This is a genomic window from Prevotella sp. HUN102 (genome assembly GCF_000688375.1).
Taxonomy (GTDB): Bacteria; Bacteroidota; Bacteroidia; order Bacteroidales; family Bacteroidaceae; genus Prevotella.
This window is the reverse complement of record NZ_JIAF01000004.1, coordinates 1,515,852-1,536,687: the sequence shown is the minus strand read 5'-3', so window position 1 is coordinate 1,536,687 and position 20,836 is coordinate 1,515,852. Positions and strand designations below refer to the sequence as shown.

Annotated in this window: 18 protein-coding genes and 1 tRNA gene; 4 read left to right on the top strand and 15 right to left on the bottom strand. The window is 52.4% G+C overall.

Going from position 1 to position 20,836, the window contains the following annotated elements:
* Positions 1 to 21: 21 nt before the first annotated feature.
* Positions 22 to 420: a hypothetical protein gene (locus P150_RS0111735; protein WP_028897853.1), complete on the bottom strand. Its 399-nt coding sequence runs from the start codon at positions 418 to 420 to the stop codon at positions 22 to 24.
* A 68-nt stretch (positions 421 to 488) separates the two neighbouring features.
* Between P150_RS0111735 and P150_RS0111730 the strand changes: the two genes are divergently transcribed.
* On the top strand, positions 489 to 701 hold the full coding sequence (locus tag P150_RS0111730) for a hypothetical protein (RefSeq protein WP_028897852.1): 213 nt from the start codon (positions 489 to 491) through the stop codon (positions 699 to 701).
* A gap of 202 nt (positions 702 to 903) precedes the next feature.
* Here P150_RS0111730 and P150_RS0111725 read toward each other — a convergent pair whose 3' ends face one another.
* On the bottom strand, positions 904 to 2,151 hold the full coding sequence (locus P150_RS0111725; protein WP_028897851.1) for a 3-phosphoshikimate 1-carboxyvinyltransferase: 1,248 nt from the start codon (positions 2,149 to 2,151) through the stop codon (positions 904 to 906).
* A gap of 276 nt (positions 2,152 to 2,427) precedes the next feature.
* Here P150_RS0111725 and P150_RS0111720 point away from each other — a divergent pair.
* Positions 2,428 to 2,501 (top strand) — tRNA-Pro (locus tag P150_RS0111720).
* 132 nt (positions 2,502 to 2,633) lie between these two features.
* Positions 2,634 to 3,824, top strand: a complete 1,191-nt coding sequence (locus P150_RS0111715) for a site-specific integrase (protein ID WP_028897850.1) — start codon at positions 2,634 to 2,636, stop codon at positions 3,822 to 3,824.
* 56 nt (positions 3,825 to 3,880) lie between these two features.
* Here the strand turns inward: P150_RS0111715 and P150_RS0111710 are convergent, their stop codons facing one another.
* Together P150_RS0111710 and P150_RS17665 are read right to left on the bottom strand one after the other, a co-directional pair.
* Positions 3,881 to 4,555, bottom strand: coding sequence for a hypothetical protein (locus P150_RS0111710; protein WP_197018089.1), 675 nt, complete (start codon positions 4,553 to 4,555; stop codon positions 3,881 to 3,883).
* Positions 4,556 to 4,881: 326 nt separating this feature from the next.
* Positions 4,882 to 5,946 (bottom strand): hypothetical protein, encoded by a 1,065-nt coding sequence (locus P150_RS17665; RefSeq protein WP_155953006.1) that lies wholly within the window; start codon positions 5,944 to 5,946, stop codon positions 4,882 to 4,884.
* On the opposite strand from P150_RS17665, the gene P150_RS17660 reads away from it, so the two are divergent.
* Positions 5,899 to 7,098, top strand: coding sequence for a hypothetical protein (locus tag P150_RS17660; protein WP_155953005.1), 1,200 nt, complete (start codon positions 5,899 to 5,901; stop codon positions 7,096 to 7,098). The two genes, P150_RS17665 and P150_RS17660, sit on opposite strands and share 48 nt — an antisense overlap.
* Here P150_RS17660 and P150_RS0111700 read toward each other — a convergent pair.
* The 11 genes from P150_RS0111700 to P150_RS0111650 form a co-directional block, all read right to left on the bottom strand.
* On the bottom strand, positions 7,055 to 8,080 hold the full coding sequence (locus P150_RS0111700; RefSeq protein WP_028897847.1) for a hypothetical protein: 1,026 nt from the start codon (positions 8,078 to 8,080) through the stop codon (positions 7,055 to 7,057). The genes P150_RS17660 and P150_RS0111700 overlap by 44 nt on opposite strands.
* Positions 8,081 to 8,185: 105 nt before the next feature.
* Positions 8,186 to 10,876: a hypothetical protein gene (locus P150_RS0111695; protein WP_028897846.1), complete on the bottom strand. Its 2,691-nt coding sequence runs from the start codon at positions 10,874 to 10,876 to the stop codon at positions 8,186 to 8,188.
* A gap of 114 nt (positions 10,877 to 10,990) precedes the next feature.
* A complete protein-coding gene (locus P150_RS17655; protein ID WP_155953004.1) occupies positions 10,991 to 11,170 on the bottom strand; it encodes a hypothetical protein in 180 nt (59 codons plus the stop codon).
* Complete coding sequence (locus P150_RS0111690) at positions 11,131 to 13,275, bottom strand: hypothetical protein (protein ID WP_028897845.1); 2,145 nt, start codon at positions 13,273 to 13,275, stop codon at positions 11,131 to 11,133. The genes P150_RS17655 and P150_RS0111690 overlap by 40 nt, the downstream gene beginning before the upstream one ends.
* A gap of 138 nt (positions 13,276 to 13,413) precedes the next feature.
* A complete protein-coding gene (locus P150_RS0111685; RefSeq protein WP_028897844.1) occupies positions 13,414 to 17,337 on the bottom strand; it encodes a 2-oxoacid:ferredoxin oxidoreductase subunit delta in 3,924 nt (1,307 codons plus the stop codon).
* A gap of 2 nt (positions 17,338 to 17,339) precedes the next feature.
* A complete protein-coding gene (locus P150_RS0111680; RefSeq protein WP_028897843.1) occupies positions 17,340 to 17,768 on the bottom strand; it encodes a hypothetical protein in 429 nt (142 codons plus the stop codon).
* 48 nt (positions 17,769 to 17,816) lie between these two features.
* A complete protein-coding gene (locus tag P150_RS0111675; RefSeq protein ID WP_028897842.1) occupies positions 17,817 to 18,062 on the bottom strand; it encodes a hypothetical protein in 246 nt (81 codons plus the stop codon).
* A 54-nt stretch (positions 18,063 to 18,116) separates the two neighbouring features.
* A complete protein-coding gene (locus P150_RS17170) occupies positions 18,117 to 19,553 on the bottom strand; it encodes a DNA cytosine methyltransferase (protein ID WP_036932210.1) in 1,437 nt (478 codons plus the stop codon).
* A 131-nt stretch (positions 19,554 to 19,684) separates the two neighbouring features.
* On the bottom strand, positions 19,685 to 19,978 hold the full coding sequence (locus P150_RS0111660; RefSeq protein ID WP_028897839.1) for a hypothetical protein: 294 nt from the start codon (positions 19,976 to 19,978) through the stop codon (positions 19,685 to 19,687).
* 17 nt (positions 19,979 to 19,995) lie between these two features.
* The gene (locus P150_RS0111655) at positions 19,996 to 20,283 is read right to left on the bottom strand and encodes a hypothetical protein (RefSeq protein ID WP_036932209.1); all 288 of its coding nucleotides are present in this window, start codon (positions 20,281 to 20,283) and stop codon (positions 19,996 to 19,998) included.
* Positions 20,280 to 20,588, bottom strand: coding sequence for a hypothetical protein (locus P150_RS0111650; RefSeq protein ID WP_028897837.1), 309 nt, complete (start codon positions 20,586 to 20,588; stop codon positions 20,280 to 20,282). Before P150_RS0111650 ends, P150_RS0111655 begins: the two co-directional genes overlap by 4 nt.
* Positions 20,589 to 20,836 lie beyond the last annotated feature (248 nt).

Here is a 20,836-nt window from a genome sequence, read left to right as displayed (position 1 = left end):
CTGTAAGAAGTTGCCTTGCAATCAGCCCTCTATCATTGCAATGAGTTCGTCTTTCATCTGATTGGGCACGTTTATGCCGCGGAGAATGAGACTTCTGTTCCACCCTTTTGCCTCTTCGGGACGCATCGTATAGAGAACTTCGGAAAACTCGTCGGCCTCCTCATCCGTATAATCCGATGCGTCTCTGCCTTGAAAACGGTCGAGTTCTTCGTCGTCGAAGTATTCAATTTCCTTTGTAGCGGCCACCATCATACACGTCTGCTCGCAACTCTCGTCTATTCCCGAACAGGTGTTGCAGTCGCCCGAGGCGTGAACTATCACGTCAGGCTCCGTGCTGTTGCGCCTGCTTATGAACGTGGCAAGACCAACGATTGCGCATAATGCTGCGATAGCCAGAATGCCGATAATGATAATATTCATCTATAATTCCTTAGTTTATACCTTCCGGTACTGATTGTACCGATTGGTTGAATTTAATTTATGAAACATTGGTAACAGAAGTACTGAGCATACCGTTGAGTCTCGCCCATTTGGCAGTTCGCATTCTGTGGGAATGGCGTTCCATCAGCGTGTACAACTTCGTTACAAAGTTCCGAAAAAACATCGAAATCTGCAAACAATATGCAGAAATCAAGCATCGGGAAAAGGAAATTTTCCTTGTCGCGCGCTTTAATTCAGGCAGCAGACAGGCATTGCAATAAGATACAACATCTTATTTATCCATTGAGTTGTAAACGCCTGATAATCAACTAATAAACTCTTTGTTTTCAAACGTGCGAAGATTGCATTCCATTCTTCGCAAGAATGCAAGGCAAATGTGCGAAGATTGCTCGCCATTCTTCGGACAATTACAAATTGCCTATTCCGAACTCAAGAAATACTTTTTATTCTTTCACTTCTCTCCTACTCTTTCGCTTCTATCCTGAACCCTACACGTTGCAATTCATCCCAGAAGTGCGGATAGGATTTCGACACTACCTGAGGATTGTTTATTCTGATTTCTCCAAGGCTGACAGCCAACGGAGCAAACGACATTGCCATTCTGTGGTCTTCGTAGGTTTCGATAATGGGATTGGCGAGAGGCTCGCAGCGTTCTCCGTCCCAACTCATTTCGGAATCGTTCTCGTCATAGATTACATAGCCCAACTTTGCCATTTCATTTTTCATTGCAGTAATTCGGTCGGTCTCTTTGATTTTCAAGGTAGACAAACCCGTGAACTTGAATGGAATGTTGAGTATCGGACACAATGCTATCAGCGTCTGTGCGAGGTCGGGTTGATAGGAAAAATCGTATTCAAGTTTTGTCAGCATACGGCGTTTCGCCACCAGTGTTACGTCTGCCAATTTGTCTTGTACGGCGTGCGTCGTCTTGATGCCCAGCAATGAGAAAATGTACTTAACGGCAGAATCGCCCTGCCGAGAGCCGTTCAACAATCCCGGAAAAACTATTTTCGACTCGCCATCCTGCAATAACGTCAGTATTTCATACCAATAACTCGATGCTGTCCAATCGTTTTCCACCACGTAATTACATTCCTTGTATTTCTGAGGAGCTATCGTTATTGTGTCTACATCCGTCCAATCCACTTCCACACCGTATTGGTGCATCAAGTGCAGAGTAAGGTCGATGTATGGTCGGGAAATAATCTCGCCGAGCAACTTCAATTTCAGTCCTTTCTTAAGAACAGGAGCAATCATCAGCAATGCCGAAATGTATTGCGAACTGACACTTCCTGATATTTCAAGATTTCCACCTTCAAGTTCTTTTCCGCGAATCCTCAATGGAGGGAAGCCCTCCTCGCCCATATATTCTATCTCCGCACCCAGAAATCGCAGTGCATCCACAAGAATTTTGATAGGCCGATGGCGCATTCTTTCTGTTCCGGTAAGTATGTGTTCGCCTTCCGTAACACTGAGATAGGCTGTCATAAAGCGCATAGCCGTGCCTGAAGCCTTGAGGTTGATAGTTTCAGGATTGTTCTTCAATGCGCTGATGATAACTTCGGTGTCGTCGCAGTCGGAAAGATTGACGGGAAACAACTGTCCTCCTGTCAGTGCCTGAATAATCAGTGCCCTGTTGCTGATACTTTTTGAGGCAGGCAATGTTATCCTCGAATCTATATGCGATGGTGCTTTGATAATGTAGTGCATCCTTATTTGTTTAATTTGTATTGCCGACAGGTTTCCATCCCGTGCAGCAAATATCCGTTAGTTATTCCGTTCTGAAAGTGTGATTGCAAAATCCGTGCTATTATTTTTTCGTGTTGCCGTGTATCTATTTGGGGTAAATATCATCCATCCACGACAGATTTTGCCTAAAACTTCTATCATACAAAAATACTAAATTAACTTATGATAGAGGAAAAACTACTTTAAAAGTTTGCTAATCTCTCAAAAAATAACTATTTTTGCATCGCTTAAGGAAATCGGGATGTAGTTCAGTAGGTTAGAATGCTGGTCTGGGGGACCAGTGGTCGGGCGTTCGAGTCGCCTCATCCCGACATTTAGGAACAAAAGGAGCTGATATTCAGTTCCTTTTGCTTTGTCGGGGGTGTTGAAGTCGGCGGAAAATCGGCGAACCCCTGTTTTCTCATAAAAATAGTTCAACAGGGCATTTCACTCAAAAAATTGAAATGTCTAAAAAAAATTTTTCTTTTCAGAACAGACAGACGGCAATCGATGAGATCATCGGTTGGAAAACTCCGAGGTTTCATCAAGCCTCGGAGTGTTATGTTTCCTTTTCGGCCTTTGACCCGTCAAGGGGAAAATTCCATATCAAGAAGATCATGCTTGACCACATCAAGGGTAAGCGTAACCAACAGAAGTACGGAGAAGCTCTCATCAAGAGACTTACAGAGAAGCTGATGCAGGGATGGAATCCGTGGGTGGAAATGATGCAGCCCCTTGAATATGCTTCTTTTGACGAAGTCTGCGGCAAGTATGGGGAATATCTGTTCAAGCTGTTGAGAGAGGGCAATATGCGCGAGGAATCCGTCATTTCCTATCTAAGCAGAATGAAAGTGCTGAAGGAGTGGAAGGATACTCAGGGAATCAACCTGTTCTATACCTACCAGTTTGACAGGCATATGATAGGGCGGTTCCTGGATTATGTCTTCATTGACCGGAACAATACCATACGGACGAGGAACAATTATCTGTCCTGGCTTAAAACATTTTGTAAATATCTGCTTGAGCGGGGTTATATCTCAAGGAATCCAACAGAGGGTTATTCGGTTGTCCGGTACAGGGGAGAACTCAAGAACCGGGACGTGATTCCCAATGATGTCCTTGCAGAGTTGAAAAGATGGCTGACTGAGCATAACAGGCATTACCTGCTGGCATGCTACATTCTCCATTACCTGTTTGTGCGACCGAAGGAAATGAGTTATCTCAGAGTCGGAGATTTCAGTATCAAGAAAAAAACACTGTTCCTGCACGGTTCGAACACGAAAAACCACAATGATGCGCTCCTGACGGTTCCCGACCACGTGCTGAAATTGATGATAGACCTGAGAATATTCGACAATCCCGGGAATTACTATATATTCAGCAGCAACTTTATGCCCGGTCCTGAGCGAAGAAGTGAAAAGTCATTCAGGGATTACTGGCATCATTATATCCGGAAGAATTTGAACCTTACTGACCGTTACAAGTTCTACAGTCTGAAAGATACGGGTATCACGAATATGCTCCGTGCAAACACCGATGTTCTCAGTGTAAGAGACCAGGCACGCCACTCGTCAATCCTTATAACGGATATATATACCCCGAAGGATATTCAGAATGCCAATCAGATGATTCTGAATTATAAGGGGATACTTTGACTTTTCAAGATGGGAGATGGGAAATAAAGCCTTCCTATCTTCCATCTTTCCTACAATCACTGTCCTTGAATCTTCTCCACGTATTCTCCTACGAGGTGTCTCAAGTCCCACATGCAGTTGGACAGGTCACGGATGCAGTGGTACTTCACGCCCGTCTGCTCGTAGATTCTGCCCTTTACGAGCTTCATTCCCGTGATGAACTTCGTCACTGCTTCCTCACCGGACGTCTCTGGGTTCTTCCCTGACGAGGTATCAGTGCCATTTTCAGGGTTTACAGTGCCATTTTCAGAGCCGCTTACCACGGTCTCCACGAACCTGCCCACGAGATGCTTCAAGTCCCACGTGCAGTTGGGCAGGGACATCGTGCAGAGGTAGATCTGTCCGTCGTCCTTGTAGTAGCGTCCCTGCACGAGAGCCATTCCGTACTGGAACTCTATCGCATCGGAGGAATTCCTTCCCCTGTCGTGAGTCCCCACTTGATCGTAAAGCTGGAGGGTGTAGATACTCGGCTGCCGCTCCTCAGCCACGGTATGGTCCCGCATTACCTTATAGAGGCAGCCGTTGAACCAGAGTCTCTCGCCCGTCTTCACCTGCCGTCCTATCCTCGACTTCCACGTCGGGAAGACGGCTGCGATTTTAACGGCATCCCCGTCGCTGATGGCGTCCGTCCTGATGTGCTTCTTTACTGCCTCGAGCACCTCGGCTGCCGTGGGTTCCTCGGCCACGGGCACGTAGATCTCTGGGATGTACTCCTCGTAGCCCGCACGGAGGAGCATCTCCTCGGTCGGGTTGGCGATGGTCATTCCGGCGAACTGTATGGGAAGACCGTCGTAGACTGTTCCGTCCTGTTTTCTGTACTGTTTCATATTGCTTGTTGTTTTAAAGATGTTAAATGGAAGATGGGAGATGGTAAATGGGAGATGGTAAATGGGAGATGGTAAATGGGAGATGGTAAATGGGAGATGGTAAATGGGAGATGGTAAATGGGAGATGGTAAATGGGAGATGGAAGATGTTAGATGGGAGAGTTTTCCCATTTCCCGTTTCCCGTTTCCCGTTTAATAAATCGTGTTTGAATATACTTCGACCGTTGCTGGCAGTCCGTCGAGCAGCACGAGTATCCTCCGCTTGAAGGAGCCTTGGTTGAAGTTTACCTTGACGGCGTAGTATCTCTCGTATCTGCTGTAATCCTGCGGCACTGCGCCTATCAATTCCATGGCGTAGCTTTCCTCGGCGAAGAATCCCCTCGCGTAGGGCGTCGATGCGACGTTGCCTATCCTCGGGAAGTACCTGCCGTTCGCCCCGAGTGCCTGCGACGGAGTATCTGCCCAGAGTCCCCTCACAACCTCGTTGCCCACCCTTCCGGCAGTGTACTGGTAGAGTATCACGTCCCTGAGGGCGTTGCCGGTGTGGCTGCCCTTCCGGGCAAAGAGCGCACGCATCAGGCTGCCGTTCGACACGATGTCCTCCATCTTGGCGACAGGATAGATCGTAGGGTTTATCTCGGCGAAGGACTTCTCGAGGAACTTCTCCTCGGTGATGTCCCTCGCGCTCATCCCGTCGGGTCCGAGGGTGTAGAGGAGCTTTCCGGAGTTGTCGTAGTAGGCGAGCACGACGAGACCGTTCACGAGTCCGAACCTTATGTTCACCTTTCCCTGTGGGTTGAGCACCTCGAGGACGCCGTTCTCGGCGCGTACGGAGCCGCGTCCCTGATTGAGGGTCTCGAGCGTCCGTGCCTTGATGAGCTTCGCGTTTACCATTCCGTGCTCATCCACGAGAAGGTTTTCCTCTCCCTTTGAGTTCCGTATTACGAAGTTGTCGGTGGTGGCTATGAATTTCTCCAGATCAATGTGAAGACCCGCATTTTTGAGTGCCTCCTTCGTGTCGGGGTCTTTCCACGCCGTGGCCACGGTGCCTTCCTCGAGCTGGATGTCCTTGACCCTGACCTCTCCGTTGCGCACGAGCCGGATGGAAATCTCAAGATATGGGCAAGTGGTTTCGGGCACTTCTATCTGGAATGTGTATTGATTCCATTCAGAATTGGATAACAGCACGAATGCCTGCTCGGGCAGCCATTGCACGCGGGTGTTCATCGTCTTGTTCAGGCAGGCGTTGATTTTCATCCCCCTGTCGGGAGTGGTGGCGAGCTGGGCGCGGAAGGACAGGGTGTAGACGCCCCTGCCGTTGATGCGGCCGACGAAGAAAAGTCCGCCTTGCGTGTCAGCCGTATGCCCTGCCGCCTTGATATAGGCGCAGCGATAGCCGGCGGTCAGTTCGATTCTCTTCTCGCTCAGCGTTCCTCCCCAGATGGTCGTCGTGTCGGTCTCGATGGTGAGGTTCTCGCTTCTCAGCCCCGCCCCCTTGAGCAGGTTGATGCCCGAGAACCTGCGCTGCGTAAGCTCAAGGGAAATCCTGTCGGCCTGCTGACGGATCTGGCTCACGGAGGTGGTGAGGGACGCATTCTCGCTCTCAACCTTTTCCACGCGCTGCCGTATCTGCCCGTTCTCGGCCGTGATGCTTGTGAGCACGGCCTGCGTATTGACCGTGAAGACGAGCTGCTTCTCGAAGGTGTTTCCATCCGCGGTGACACGGAGGTTCACGTAGCCGGTGGGGACGGACATCCCGTCCCTCCGGGCGAGGGTGGTTATGATGACCTTTCCGCTCTCGAAGCGCGCCGTGCAGCCCTCGAGGCGTGTGATGCTCACGGACGTGGGCTGGATTACGGACGAGCCTCTGCGCACCGTGAGCGCGGCGGGCTTCCCACTCGGATTGACGGCTGTGCCGTTGATGTCGGTCTCGAAGACTATTTCCGAGGGAGTGAGGTCCACGGAGTAGGCGTCCGTGCCGTTGTTTCCGTCTTTTATGAAAGCCGTCGTTTTCAGCGTGATGTCGCTTCCGTTTTTCCCCACCACTTCACCAAACAGCATACATTCAGCGTTTCCCCTGTCGGTTACAATGCCTTCGAGATAGGCCGTGTCTCCAGTGTTGAAATCCCTGACGTTGGCGATGGCGTTCCATGTTTCCCTGCGCCCGGACTGTGCATAGACTTCCCATTTCGCACTGTCATATTTACGGACGTGCGTGTCGAGTTTCCTCACGGCAGAAGATTTCCCGTCCCTGCCGTCGTGTATCGAAGTGATTGTTATCTGTCCTCTTGCAAGTATCATATTGATGTGAAATGTGAGAGGGGAAATGGAAGATGTGGAAAACTTTCCCATTTCCCGTCCCTTCTTACTTCTTCGTTATCTCGCACACGAAGGTGGCCTTGCCGCTGATGTCGGCCGCCCCCACGGTGAGGGGGTTGCCGGCCTTGGAGGGCGACGTGGTTCCGTTGAAGTTGGAGGGCTTTCCGGAGGCGTCGAGCTTCGTCCACGCGTAGGTGAACTTACGGCTCGGCTCGGGCGTTGCCTCGTCCTCCACCTTCGTTCCTCCCTGCCATACGCGGGCGTTTACGGTGGTGGAGCCAGTGCCGTTCACTATCTTGTCGCCCGTGGGGCAGTAGAGTTCGAGCACGTAGGGGTCGGTGAGGTCCTGGAAGGTAACGATCTCCTCCGCCGTCGCCGCCGCGTCGCTGCCCCCGGCGTCGGTGGCCACGCACTTGAAGGTCTGAAAGTTGAGCACGTCGTCGGGCTTCACGGTGAGAACCGCCCCGTTGGAGCGTCCCGACGCCACTGGCTTCCACACACCTGTCCTGATGTCGAACTGCGTCCACGCATAGCTCACGTTGGTAGTGTCGGGCGTTCCCCCGCGCACGGCCTGCGCCTTTACCGTGAGGTCGCCCGCTACGGACTTGTCGAAGATGTTGCCCTTGGGGCAGGTGAGCACCACTTGGAAGAGTGCGCCCGATGACTCGTTGCGCACGACCGTGAACGAGCCTCCGATCTTGGAGACGATGTTGTCCTCGTCGGCGTAGTCGGCTTCGAAGGTTACGTTGAGGTTGCCCGTGAGGTTTACCTTGACGGTCAGCCTGCCGTCCGCCCCGACCACGTATGAGGTGTTGGAGTTCGACGCCGTGAAGGCCGTGCCGTTGATGGTGTACCTCACGTTCGTACAGCGCGCCAGATGGTCGTTGGGGTCGCCCGTCTCGTACACCCTCGGGGTTATGACGTTGTTCGCCGACGGGTACGCCGGGCTGAACTTGTGGGTGTCGGGGTTGTAGTGCTGCGAGAACCCCTGCGACGCCGTGAAGTAGACCTGCACGGACTTGGCGTCGTTGAGGTCCACGATCGTGATTTGATTTCTTGCTGTTGTTGCCATTGCTTTATAATTTTAAATGTGAGATTTTAAATGTGAGATGTTGGATGTGAGATGTTGGATGTGAGAGTTTTCCCATTTCACATTTCCCATTTCCCGTTTCCCATCTCACATCGTGAGTATGCAGTCGAACGTGGCACGCTTGAAAACGTCCTGCGCGCTCACGGTAAGCGTCCGTCCGAATCCCCTGTGCCGTCTGTTCCATTCCGTGTCGTACTCCGGGTTGCCGCTGTCCCTTGTCCACGAGAAGTCCCCGGGCTTGAACCTTTCCGTTATGTCCTCGTTGCCTTTCCACACGTATGCCGTGAGCGTTGTCGATCCCTGTCCGTTGCGGATGATGTTGCCTCCCGATATTTGGACGGACACCGGACTCTCGCCCCTTGCCACCTGCCGTTTCCACTGGCTACTGCTTTCCGACGGCTCCTCAGTTGCGAACTGTCCCTTTGGGACGGTGCAGAGCCACGTGGAGCCGTCGTGGGTAACGCTGTCGTAGTGCCCGTACCGTCCGTCGGGCTGCCAATCGCCGAGGTAGGCCACCATCGGGGTTATGGCTCCGGAATAGGTCTTGAGGGCGAACCGTTCCGAGTTGAGTTCCACCCTGCGTGTGGAGAGTTCGTGAACGATATGGGAGGCGAGGTCGTAGTCGCTGATGCCGTCGTAGAAGTAGATTCCCGGAGTGTCGGAGGTCATCAGGGCTATGATGCTCCGACGGTCGGGGTCGGTCTGCGAGCCTTCCTGCACAATCTTGTCGCCGGGGGCGGGAATGTCGTTCTCCACACTGTTGTCATAGCCTATGCAGTCGAACTTTACTCCCCTGTATTCGAGCTGAACGAACAGTTCGGCCGAGAGGTCGGCGTAGTCCTTCTTTTTCCCGTCGATAATCTCGCTGCCCGCTCCTGTTACCAGTCGCCAGTAGTATCTGTTCTCCACATTCTCATAGATTCCGAACGCATTCTTCCTTCCCTCAAGGTTGAAGGTCTGGCAGCGGGCCTGGTCGCCGGGCCTGAATCTTGTGCCGGTGCGTCTCGTCCCGTCGTCAGCCGTCAGATAGCACCGGTAGGAATATGGTTTCACGTCGTTGCCGACCGGCCGTCCCCCGCTGTCCACGGGCACTACTTCCGCCACCTGTCCCCCTGCGGGCGAGAGCACGAAGTTGCCTCCGACATAGGAAAGCTCGTGAAGTTCGAGCGATGCTGCAACCTGCTTTACCCGTGCCAGGAGGATATCGGTCTCGACGTGGCTTCGTCCGTGTTCATCAATCCATATTCCCAATCCCTTTCCCTGTATTCCCGGCACGAAGGATTCATCCTTGATGCTGTCCGTGCTGATGCCCTCCTCAAAGGTTATCTTTCCGTGAGCCGTGTCGGGTACATCCTTGCGCAGAATCTTCCTCCATTCGGTGCTCTTCTCGGAGAGTTTCTCGGCCGCCTCTGCAAGGTCCGCATAGCCCGCGCTGATTTTCTCGCTGTTGAGAAGTATGTATCTGCCCGCGGCTGAAATTCGCTCGAGCAGTTTCAGGTTGTGATGCCTGTGTCCTATGCCTCCGTCATCCTTGTATGCGGCTGTGATCTGCTCGGAAATGAAGGCGAGGACTGCGCCCATCGTGGTGGTCTGCCACCTGTCGGAGTAAGGACTCTGCACCGGAAACAAAGCCCCCTCGCTCAGCTGTATCCTGTCGAACTCAACAAGGCGGGGGGCTACTGTAAAAGTTGCCGAGTCGGGAACTTCTATCCTGAGCTGACTGCAGTCTATGTCTGTACGCTTCAGGTTCAGGTACGGACAGGCAGTGGCATACTTGTAGGTAAAGGTGTAGCTCGATGGCAGCTCCCTTGCCTGAAACGAGACATCGCTCTCTACGAGGATGATCCGCCGCAGGGCACCGTCCTCGCAGACGTACTTGCCGAGGGAGGGGAAGAAGTCGAGGAGCCAACGGCGTTCCCTGTCATCGAGCAGGCCTGTGTTCTTTCTGTATTCCCGTTCCGTGTCCACGCGGTATTCCTCTGCGGTACCCTCGATCAGTGCCGTGTTGTGGGTGTGCTTTGCCGTGCTTTCCAGATCGCCGTAGGCACGGAAAGTGTCGATTCCGCCCAGTGAGTTCTCGAAGACAATCCACTGTTCCTGCTCGCTCCGTATGTCGGTGGCCACGTATCTCTGCACGTAGGTAAGCCTGTGCCCTTCCGGGGTTTCTATCCACACGTCGTAGTATGACGGCAGTTTCTTCATCCTCGCTGCGATATGCGCATACTGCATCGGGATAGTCCACGCCGTGTCTCCGGCAAGAACGGCAAGCGTAATGGTTTCCTCCTGATATTTTCCCTCCTTGCCCACATACGTCTTCAGCCTGCATACTGAGTCCTGTTCTGCATAGTAGGTCAGGAACTCAGGTGTATGATAGGTTACAGGCTTCACGGTGGGCTGCCAAGTGAGAAAGTTTGCACGGAGAAAGTTCCGTGCCGAGTCGGCCAGGTTGCTCACGCCTGCACGGAGCACGGTAAATGTGTGCTCAAGCATTTCAGAGGTGTCTTTTTCTCTGAATGATACCTTGAAAGTCTTCTTGAGGTTCAGCTGTGGATAGACATTGTCCGTGTCCTTGAGTTCGACGGAGAGCAGGGGGAGAATGAAACTCTCAATGTTTACCTCCACGAGCGAGTCTCGTCCCGGCTCATAGATGTGCTTCACGATGGGAGTGTCCGTTCCGGCTTCCTTCAGGACGAAACTCACTTCCCTGCCGGCTGAGACAATGAAGTGGTTGAGGTTGCCGAGCAGGGAGAAGGTGTCGGGCTTCTGAATGATGTTCATTGACGCTTCTGTTTTTCAGCAAAAGTAGAAGAAAAGAGGGGAATTGCAAAGGACAGGGAGAGGGGGATTTTGGGGAATTAAAGGAGTTAGGGGGAGTTAAGGGAGTTAAGGGAGTTAAGGACAACGGCTCGAATGGCACGGGCTTTTCCATCTGCCGTTTCCCATCTCCCGTTCCCCATTCCCCATCTCCCGTTTCCCATTCCCCATTTCACGGAAGTATTGTCCCTTAACTTCCCCTGACTCCTTTACCTCCTTTACCTCACGCATTCGAGCCATACTTCTGTCTTTGTCCATTTCCATTTCCCGTGCCGCCAGAACGAGCCGTGCCGCAGCTGCTGCTCGGTGTATGACTTCTGATATCCGAACTTTTCGCCGAGCATAGCCTCCGTAGGCACAGGAGGATAGACGGTGACGAAAGTACGGTCCTTGTCCGTCCCCGAGTTGAGCCATTCATCCCTGCTTACCTCGGTCTGTCTCTGTTTTCCCACCCATCTGCACTTGGAGGAGGAGGCGGGGAGCAGGTCTGCAAGCGACGGTGCATCCGATACCGGCTCCATCGGTGCTACGGTGCGCAGCTGCGACTCCACGGGGGCGTTCTCCTCGCCGAGGGAGAACTTGAGTTTGTCCAGGAAGAAGGCCGTGTTCCGGATGATGACCTTCGCCGTGGCGGGTATGCTCTTTTTCTGATGCTGACTGAGCAGCAGCTTTACCTTGGCATCGTGGAAGGAATTGCGCAGCAGATGGTCGAAGTCTCTGTAGAATTTCTCGAATATACCGTATCTGCCGTTGTAGTAGAGGGCGTAGTCAAAGATCCGGGGATGGGGCCATCGGTAGTCTTCCGCGCTCTTGGAGGGGATGGTCTTGTGGATGTCATAGGGTGATATGGTTCCTTCGGGCCTGCCGTCGGAAAGGTATGTGAAAGCCAGGACGCACGGCTGTTTCCGTGCCGATTCTGACACTTCCTCATTGTCCTTGCCCGTGATGAGCATCTTGGAGTTGAGTGATGTGTAGCTGCCGATGTACGGATAGCGTCCGAAGCGTCTCACAGACTTTGTGCCGTTCACGTTCTCGGCGAACTCGAGGGCGCGGAACTCGGGAATGAGGTCGGGGACTTTTATCTCCCTCGGCTCGAGTTCTTCGCCCGTGTTGTAATCCTGGGAGGAAGTTCCTATCTTGGTCTTGACAAGGAAGTCGCCTGAGAATCCATCCTTTATGAAAATGCCCTCCACGGGGTCGAAGTAGGCCTGTGGATTGGCCTTTGCCATCTCGGCAATATCCTCATAGGATCCCTCTGTGTCTGAGTCTACTTTTTCAGAAGACCCTATGACAATGCGCTGATAGTCCTTCTCGGACTTATAGGTGATGACGGGCTCCTCCACCATTGAGTGCGTGAGGTCCTCACGGGGCTTGGCCGATATGGCATCTCTGAGGAATACGATTTCCACCGTCCGGTTTCCCTCGTCTGCCGTGAACTCGCAGCAGAACTTCTTCCTGAACACTGCGAGGAAATCGGCGCAGGTGCCGTTGGGGACAAGGTCGGAAAGCCTTATCTTTCCGTTTACCAGAACGTCGATGACATTGTTCACGACAACCATCTTGCTGAAGGGTTCCGTCCGGTCGAAGAAATTTTCAGAAAGTGTATAGCCGAAGTGGGAGAAAATTCTGCGGAGCAGATAATTGGTGCGTATGAAAGGCGAGATATAATAGCCTTTGCCGAGCGTGATGGGAATCTGGTTTACATACTCGGTGCGCTCCGTGGCGTTGTAGAAGTCGCATCCTGTTCCGTCTTCGTCGGGTATGAAGGCGGCACCCTGTGGATTTTCCACGAGTTCGTACCGGTTGTTCCTCCAGACGAGTATGTCATCGAGCGTCAGTGTGCGCTGCCTTCCGTAGGCGTTCAGCACCTTGTAGTTGTAGCCGGTGTCCATTCCCGAATCGTCGGCGAGGAGCACGGGGAATATCCCGAATTTGTCGTCGGTGTTGGCTCTCAGCCTCCGGCAGAAGTCTATACCCTCCTCCACGGTGCTCACTCCTGGAATAAATTCATCCCGGAAGACGTCCTTGAGCCTGACGTTCTGTATCCGGGAATAGAATGAGCCGTCGTTGATGTAGAAGGAGGTGGCGATGCTGCCGTTATACTGAGCCGAGAGTACGATCTGCCTGCAGGTGGCGAAATAGTCGCCGTCCTGAATGCTCACGCTCATCGGCTTCATCTTGACACGGCTGCCGAAGGAGCCGGGAAATCCCAACAGCCGGCGGTTGTGCTCGGATGCCGGGAGCTCGAGAGGCACGGTCTGTTCCCCATAGTCGTTGAAGAACGGATTGGTGCGCTCTACTTCTATCTTTGTGCCGGGCTTGAGGTTGTAGGCCTCGCCCTTGTCCAAGTTGGTAATTTTCATAATAGGTAATGTGATTAATGTGAAATGGATAACGGGAGATGGGAAACGGGAGATGGGAAAGACCGTACCATCCGAGCCGTTGTCTTTAACTCCTTTAACTCCTCCTGACTCCCTTAACTCCCCCTCACTCCTGAAACTTCATCCCTTGCTCCCGAATCTCCGTGCCTGGTCGCGCAGCTGCTGCTTCTGTTCCAGTTCTGTGAGTGCCACGCTTGCGGGGATTCCCTCGCTGGCAATCCTGTCGAGCAGGTTGTAGAGTTTGTCTATGAGATGATTGTCGGGTGCCGGATGGGCAGAGGGAACGGAACGGCCGGAATTGACGGCGTCGGCAGATGACGGCTGCCTGCCGATGAAACCTCCCGCAGCCCTGCCCTGATATCTCAGCATTATCTTGTTCATATCAAGTGTCCGGATGCTGCCTGTGCGCTGTGCACGGTCTATGATGTCGATGATGGGGGCGACGGTGGGGTTCTCCACGGCGGCATTGCTTGCCACCCACTCACGGCTGCGTCCGAATCCTCCCTCGCCCACGATTACGGTGGGCTTGTCCACGAAGCCGCGCTTCATCGGGTCGTATGTCGCATTGAATCGCCTGCCGTCCTGTTCCCGCTCCACGTCAATGTATCCTCCGGACTCAAGGCCGGTGGCGACGCGGGTGCCGGAGGCAGAAGGGCTGCCACCCGTGCCGTTGAGCGTCATCTTCTTCACCTTCTGTCGTTCGGCATTGGCGGCGGCGAGCTGTGCCACCCCCGTAACTCCCATCAGAGCTGCCGCCGCGGAACCTGCGATGGGGCCGAGGTCGGAATATGCCCTCATTATGGAGGTCGCCGTGTCAGCTATAATCTGGGAAGCCTTGATGGCGAAGTTCACGTCGGCGTACTTCTTCTGTATCTTCAGTTTATCATCGGCTTTCTTCTTCTCCAATTCCGTGGTGTCCTTCCCCGCATTGCGGGCAGCCTCTATTTCGGCATCATATTTTGCCTCGACATTGGCTGTCTCTGCATCTTGGAGAGCCTGCGCCGCATTTCCGGAAAGATTGGAAAAGTAGTCGAAGGACTCCTTCATCTTGGAAATCTTGAGGTTCTTGACGGCTTCCTCGTATTCTTCTTCCGACAATTCCTTATTCTGCAGGTGCAGCTTGAGCTGGTCGAGTTCGGCATTGTAGAGTTCCTGTTGGGAAACCAGTCCGTACTGCTGACGGAGCTGGAGCAGATGCTCCTCGGCCTGTTGGTTGAGAATCTCAATGGATTGCAGATACTCCTGTTCCGTGAGCAGTCCTCTGTCGTAGGCTTCACGGCGTTGCTGCATCTGTTGTTTAACCTGCTCATCAAAAGTGTCAAGTCCGAAACTCTGCCGCGCCTGTGCCTTCTGCCTTTCAAGTTCCCTGATTTGCTCCAACTGCTTGCCGGCATACTCATCAGCGATGTTAAGGCGTGCCTCCTGATAGGCACGCTCCACGGCCGTGGTGTCCTCGCCGTTCTGCCGTGCCCATTCGAGAGCCGTCAGGTAATATCCCTCAAGCACGGCGAGCTTGGCATCGCGTTCCTCTTCGAGCGTGAGCGTTCGGGCAACTTTTCCCTGTTCCGCTACCTGCTGTATGGAGTCCTGATATTTCTGCTGTGCGGCAATCTGTGTCTCGGTGAGCCTCTGCTCGGCCTGTTCCACGTTCCTGTCCTGGGTGTCCTGCAGCTGCTGTTTCTTTTCAGCGTCCTTGATGGCCGCCTGTCTGGATTGTTCCTGATACTTCTGCTCTATGGCAAGCAGGTTGGTGGTGTGCCGGGTGGCGAGGGCTGAGGTGTAGATGTCGTACTGCTCTTGGGATATTTTCTTTCGGGCAAGCGATGTGTTCAGATTGTTTGTATCCTGTTGATAGGCGGCATCGGCATTGTCTATCTCCTTCTGCCGTGCGGCGGCGAAGTTCTTTGTGAAAGTGTCGTCGGGATCGGGGGTGCTGCCTGTGGAGGTGGACTTTGATTTGGTTCCACCTCCACCGGTGGAAGCTCTCGGCGGAGTTGAGTTGCCTTTCCCTGTGGAAAGTTCATCCTCGGCAAGCTGCTTTCCGAACGCTTTGTCGATGGCTTCCAAGGAAACATCTACCGTCTTTATCTTATCGTCGATATTCTTGATTTTTTTCGATAGTGCTGATACATTGGCGGAATAGCTCATAGCGGCATTGACTGCGCCCGGGGCAGCGGAGCCTCCGGAAGTCTGCGGCCGGCCGGCATTCTGCCTTACGAATTGTTTCTGTTCTTCTTTGAGCTTGTCCAGTTCCTGCTGCCTGACGGTCTGTTCAGCCATCAGTTCGGCTTTCTGCCCTGACAGTTTGGCGATTGTACCCTTCGCTCCTTCGAGCAAGGCTTTTTCCTTGAGTGCATTGAGGTATTTTTTTAGTGCACCGGTGTTCTCTTCGTAAACCTTCCCTTCTCTGGAAAGTTTGGCTGTATAGTCGGGCACTATCTTCTGCAGGGCGGATATGGCGTCGTGGCGTTCGCCAAGGGAAAGGGAGTTGTCGTGAATACGCCGTGTAAGCATTTCTATCTTTACACGCTCCACCTCTACCTTGCGAATAGCTTCCTCGTGAATGGAATTGAGGGTTTTCTGTGCAGCTGTGGCGGCATCGGTGCGTTTCCTGAACAGCAGCAGTGCGCCCACCACGAGGGTTATCGCGCCGAGCACCAGTCCCCAGGGGGAGAGCTTGAGGACCACGTTGAACGCCTTCTGAAGGGCGATGGAGGTCTTCATCGTCTTGTTCAGTACGGCGTGGCGCAGAACGGAGAGCTCAAGCATCGTATTCTCCACGGCTGTGGCTGCCGCCTTGAGCTTGCTCACTGCCAAGAGACGGAGGCTCCACAGATGGGCGAGTTTCTGTCCGGCAACATAAGCTCCGTAGGTGGCTATGAGCAGGACGATTGCCTTGCCGAGCAGCAGCAGTGTGTCTCGGTGCTGAACGAGATACTTGATGGTCTTGATGGTTGTAAGCTGGAACTGTCCGAACACGTCTGCAAACTGCTCTTTCAGCGGCAGCAGGGCTTCGCCGAGCTTACGCTGCGCATTTTCCAGCTCCACCGTTCGCCGTTCTGCACGGTCGGCGGCGGAGATGTAGGTTTCTCCGGCTTTGGCAAGATTGTTCTCCACTATCCCTGCCACGGCTTTCATAAAGTCGCCCGTCTGCTTGGTCTGCTCCTTGATTTCGGCAGCAGAAATGCCGAGGTTGTCGAGAATCTGCGGCGACTGGCGTCCGAGACCGGTAACGATGGAGTCCACCATATAGTCGAGCGACTGCCCCGTCTGCTGCGCCTTGAGCTGTGCGAATGAGAGATACTTCCCGAGATCCTCGAGAGGAATCCGGAAGTCTTTTGCCTTGACGGCGGCCTTCATCAGCTCCACGTCATTGACCGTTCCCTTGGTGGCCTCACGGAGTTCCTGGAGATACTCTTCATTGCCGATTTTCCCGAAAGCGTGAGTTATGCCGTCGGCCGACTCAGCAAGTTCGACACTCTTGGAGATAGACTCGGAGATGAATCCCGCGAACTTTTTCAATGTGTTCCCGGCAAGTTCTGCAAGTTTTGTCATAACATTACCTGCCATGACATTTAATGCTTCCATACTGCTGAAATGCTGTCGAAGTTTGACGGCTCCGTTGCGCAAGTCTTCTATGCGCATATTGACCCCTTGCAGACGAGCTTCGAGTTCGGCATACTTTTGAGGTGATGCAGCTTTGGATGTATTGTTGAGTTCTGAAGAGAGTTCCTTGGCATATTTGCGAAGTTGAACCATAGTCATGGCACTGACATCAAGAGTGGAACGGAGTTTCTTCATCTTTTCCTCATTGTCCTTAATTTGCCTTGTATACTCCCTGCATTCTTCACGTAGTCGTTGATACTGTGCTGAATTCTTTTTTCCTGTTGCTTCGAGTTCAATCATCGCTGACCGACGTGCCTTTTCCTCACGGCGGAGAGCCGCGGTGGACTTTCCGAGCTGATGAAGTTCTTGCTGCGCCTTGGAAGAGTCTGCCGAAATGACATATTTGATTTCGTCTTCTGAAAGATGTTTTCCTGCCATAGTTAATCTGCTTTGAAATAGGATTTGATGTCTGTGTTGAAAATGCCTTTTAGGTCATTACCAATCTGTTTACGCACTTCATCAGTGAACCCGTAGGTGATTTCGGGGAAAGTCTCGTGATACAATACTCCCCAGACAACACGGTTGTAGAGTGCGAATTTGGCTCGGCGATGTTTGGCAATGCGGTCCTTTCGGAGCCGGTATGCCATATCGAGGAAACGGAGATAGGGAAGAATGCGAATATAGAAGGTTTGAGTATAGCCCTGCGAGGAAGATGTGAAATTATGGGAAGATAGGGATGTGAGAAGCCTGCCGGTATGCAACTGGTAGTTGGAACGGACAACCTGCTCCTGTATGGAGTAAACCTTGTGGATGCCTTTGTGGAGGGCTTCGGAAATGAATTTATTGCGAATGAAATGTTCTGTTATCATAAGGCAAAGATAACAGAACATACAGAGGTGGGAAAGGACAGGGAAAAATTAGGTAGTAGAGAGCAGCCATATAAGGATAAGGCAGGCTGCAAGAATATGCAGGGCTATCGTGAGACAGACATTCTGCGTCTTGTTGCCGGGCGACCATAGCCAGGCCCAGACTATCGGTCCGACAACCGGTATTCCCATTGAAAGGGCAAAGAAGAAGATAAAACCGGTACAGCCAGTTCCTATGGTAAGGAATGGGGCAAGTATGGTCAGGAGAGCGGCGTAAAGGATATAGAAAAGTTCCATAATTTTAATGTTTGTTTCAATGCAAATATAACACTTATGATTTTAAAATGCAAGTCATTTCCCGAGTATTTCATTCTCTATCGCCCTGAACAGTTCGAGCACGACCTGTGGAACCATAGAGTTGCCGAGTGCCTTTATGGCTTCCGTTCGCCATTGGATAAAAGGAATGGCAAGACGAGATACATCAAAGGGAAGCCCATCATTTCCCCTACAAACAGGGGAGACAGTTGGGAAGTTCCTCCACCAATCTTGTGGGCAATCTGTTCGGCCAGGTTGCTCATTTCGGCTTTTGGCTTCCTGTGTGCTTTCAGATTGTCCATCGTCATCATAGACCTTCTGCTGTCGCTTGCCATTGGAGTCAGCAGCCAGTCTGTCTTGCTGAACATTTCCGGCAATCCTTTCTGCTTGGAATTTTTCCCACGCTTCTTGAAATCCTGAGCGCATGGAGTCGGCAGCATTTCGTTTAGTGCCATAGCCGTGAGTCCTGTCCCCATCTGACTGTTCGGGTTGTAACTGGTTGCCCAGTTCGTAGCCTCGGCTGCATTTGGAGTTGGCAGCATCCCGTGAAAGTTCATGTAGTCCATCAGTCCGTTCGGACGTTGCTCGCCGTTCTTCCGGCTTCCCATTGTCTGCCCTCCCTTCGCACGGAGCTCCCGTACTCTCTTGCCGTGCTGTATCTCCACGGCCAGTGGCGTCGGCAACAGCTCCTGTGGACAGAATTTCTGCTTGCCGTTCTCGCAGATTTTCAGTCCTTGAGTTACAGGAGTCGGAAGCATATCCGAATACACAACCTGACTCAAAAGACTGTTGTATTTGGTTCCGTTCCTGTATCCGTTGCGCATGGCTCTGGCTCTCATCGATGAGGGATCCTCGCAGGACTCCCTCGTGCAGGGAGTCAGGAGAAGATGCGGGAACATTCCTTCGGGCGATGAACCAAATCCTGTCTCTCTTGTGTGGTGCGCCGACGGCACAAGCCGGAATAACGAACGGTTGGACGGCGTATCCTTCACGCTCAAGGTCTGCACAGACGGTTTCGACGACGAACTGCTGCCTTTTTCTATATATGTGGTCGTTCTCGTCGAAGAGAGAGGTTGTGCTTCCCACCTTAACAGCCTCGCAGGGCTGTACCATTGAGAGGATTCCAGCAACGTTCTCACCAATGACGAAAGAGGGCTGTATCTGCCTGATTGCCCGTAGCATCTCCGGCCAGAGATAACGGTCATCATCCGCTCCGAGTCGCTGCCCTGCTGAGCTGAAGGGTTGACAGGGAAAGCCTCCTGTGAGAATGTCAATTCTTCCTTGCCACTTTGAGAAATCTGTTGTTTTGATGTTTTCATAACCGATAGAATTAGAATACCAATAATTGAGGACTGTGTTGCAGAAATCGCTGATTTCGCAGTGAAAGACGTTTTGCCATCCCAACCAAAAGGCTGCGAGTTCGGGTGCGCCAATACCGCTGAAAAGCGAGGCGTGTCTGATAATTCTGTTCATTCATTTCCTTGTTTGTTTGTCAATGGCAAAATTATATACTTCTATTCTGTTTGTAAAGGACACTGCGTCTCACGACGAAGTGCCCTGACAAACAAACATCCAAATGAATGGATGTCTTGGTAAAAAAGATATTATCGTTCCCGGAACATCCATTTGAATTCCAAGCCGTGTGCGCCGGGACGGTTGCAGAAATTGAAGCCTGCCTGAACTAAAGCCGGGAATACCTGTTCGGGACCGACTTTGGCTGAGGGGTCGATATCCCTGATGGCATCGACTACTTCCATCGTTGAGAAAAAGTGGGTGGCGTCTGCCGGTGCTGATGCAGGGCTGTATGTGGCCTGAAGGGCGGCAATGTAGATGCTGATGTCGGTAATGGGGACTTTCTTCCCTGAAGGAAGAGAAGCCTGTTTGTTATTCTGTTTCATACTGTATTGTCTGAGAATTAATTATCTGTACTGCTGAGCTCTGAAGGGCTTTCAGGGCATAGGGCATTGAGGGTTCGCAAATCGTCCTTGAGGGCACGCAGCGTGCGCAGCATGTCGAATGTGCCGGGGCGCGGCTCGCCCGTGGCTTCGACAAAGGTGCCGTTGCTGTCGGAGAAAATCCTGTTCTCAATATTCTCCAATGTGTCGAGATACTTCAAAATATAGCCATCGCCTACCATTTCGTTGAGAGCTGCGATGGTGTCTTGGCTGACGAAATTGAGTGCCTTGTCCATCGGTCGTTTCATACCTTGCCTCCTTTCTTATCTGAGTGATTGACACGATAGACCAAACAGGCTGCGCAGAGGGCAGAGATGACAGAGACAATGGGCTGCTGCTCGATGGCAACGGCCGCCACAATCAGGCACAAAGATACGAGGTTGATACGGATGACCAAACGACGAGTTACGGGGAACTCGGCGATACGGCTGTAGAACTCGCTCTTTTGGTCGAGCCAAAGGTTGAGGGACTTGATTTTGCGCCGTATCGTGGCACGGACGTCGATAGCAGGGCGGGCTTGCGCCTGAATCTCGAAATTGATTGTCTGTTGCATATTGCACTATTCTTTTCCTTGCAGTCGCCTTGATACGGGTGACGGCTGCGCTCCCCGTTGGAAAAGAATAGTGCAATACTCCGAAGAGCATGAGAATTCACGAGGAGGCAGCCGTCATGTAAGGCTTGCCCTTGGGCAATAAAAAAGCCCAGCCGAATGGCAGAGCGAATACCGTCGCCCTACGGAGTTGATTACAACTATTCTTTTCCGAGGGCAAAGATATGAATAATCCCCGAGACCTCCAAGGA

What these genes read in the sequence shown, in the direction of transcription:
- P150_RS0111680 (WP_028897843.1), bottom strand. Translation starts at nt 17,768, where the DNA reads ATGATAACAGAACATTTCATTCGCAATAAATTCATTTCCGAAGCCCTC.
- P150_RS0111735 (WP_028897853.1), bottom strand. Translation starts at nt 420, where the DNA reads ATGAATATTATCATTATCGGCATTCTGGCTATCGCAGCATTATGCGCA.
- P150_RS17170 (WP_036932210.1), bottom strand. Translation starts at nt 19,553, where the DNA reads ATGAACAGAATTATCAGACACGCCTCGCTTTTCAGCGGTATTGGCGCA.
- P150_RS17665 (WP_155953006.1), bottom strand. Translation starts at nt 5,946, where the DNA reads ATGAAAATCAACGCCTGCCTGAACAAGACGATGAACACCCGCGTGCAA.
- P150_RS0111675 (WP_028897842.1), bottom strand. Translation starts at nt 18,062, where the DNA reads ATGGAACTTTTCTATATCCTTTACGCCGCTCTCCTGACCATACTTGCC.
- P150_RS0111655 (WP_036932209.1), bottom strand. Translation starts at nt 20,283, where the DNA reads ATGAAACGACCGATGGACAAGGCACTCAATTTCGTCAGCCAAGACACC.
- P150_RS0111690 (WP_028897845.1), bottom strand. Translation starts at nt 13,275, where the DNA reads ATGAAAATTACCAACTTGGACAAGGGCGAGGCCTACAACCTCAAGCCC.
- P150_RS17655 (WP_155953004.1), bottom strand. Translation starts at nt 11,170, where the DNA reads ATGGACAAAGACAGAAGTATGGCTCGAATGCGTGAGGTAAAGGAGGTA.
- P150_RS0111700 (WP_028897847.1), bottom strand. Translation starts at nt 8,080, where the DNA reads ATGGCAACAACAGCAAGAAATCAAATCACGATCGTGGACCTCAACGAC.
- P150_RS0111695 (WP_028897846.1), bottom strand. Translation starts at nt 10,876, where the DNA reads ATGAACATCATTCAGAAGCCCGACACCTTCTCCCTGCTCGGCAACCTC.
- P150_RS0111650 (WP_028897837.1), bottom strand. Translation starts at nt 20,588, where the DNA reads ATGCAACAGACAATCAATTTCGAGATTCAGGCGCAAGCCCGCCCTGCT.
- P150_RS0111715 (WP_028897850.1), top strand. Translation starts at nt 2,634, where the DNA reads ATGTCTAAAAAAAATTTTTCTTTTCAGAACAGACAGACGGCAATCGAT.
- P150_RS0111725 (WP_028897851.1), bottom strand. Translation starts at nt 2,151, where the DNA reads ATGCACTACATTATCAAAGCACCATCGCATATAGATTCGAGGATAACA.
- P150_RS0111660 (WP_028897839.1), bottom strand. Translation starts at nt 19,978, where the DNA reads ATGAAACAGAATAACAAACAGGCTTCTCTTCCTTCAGGGAAGAAAGTC.
- P150_RS0111685 (WP_028897844.1), bottom strand. Translation starts at nt 17,337, where the DNA reads ATGGCAGGAAAACATCTTTCAGAAGACGAAATCAAATATGTCATTTCG.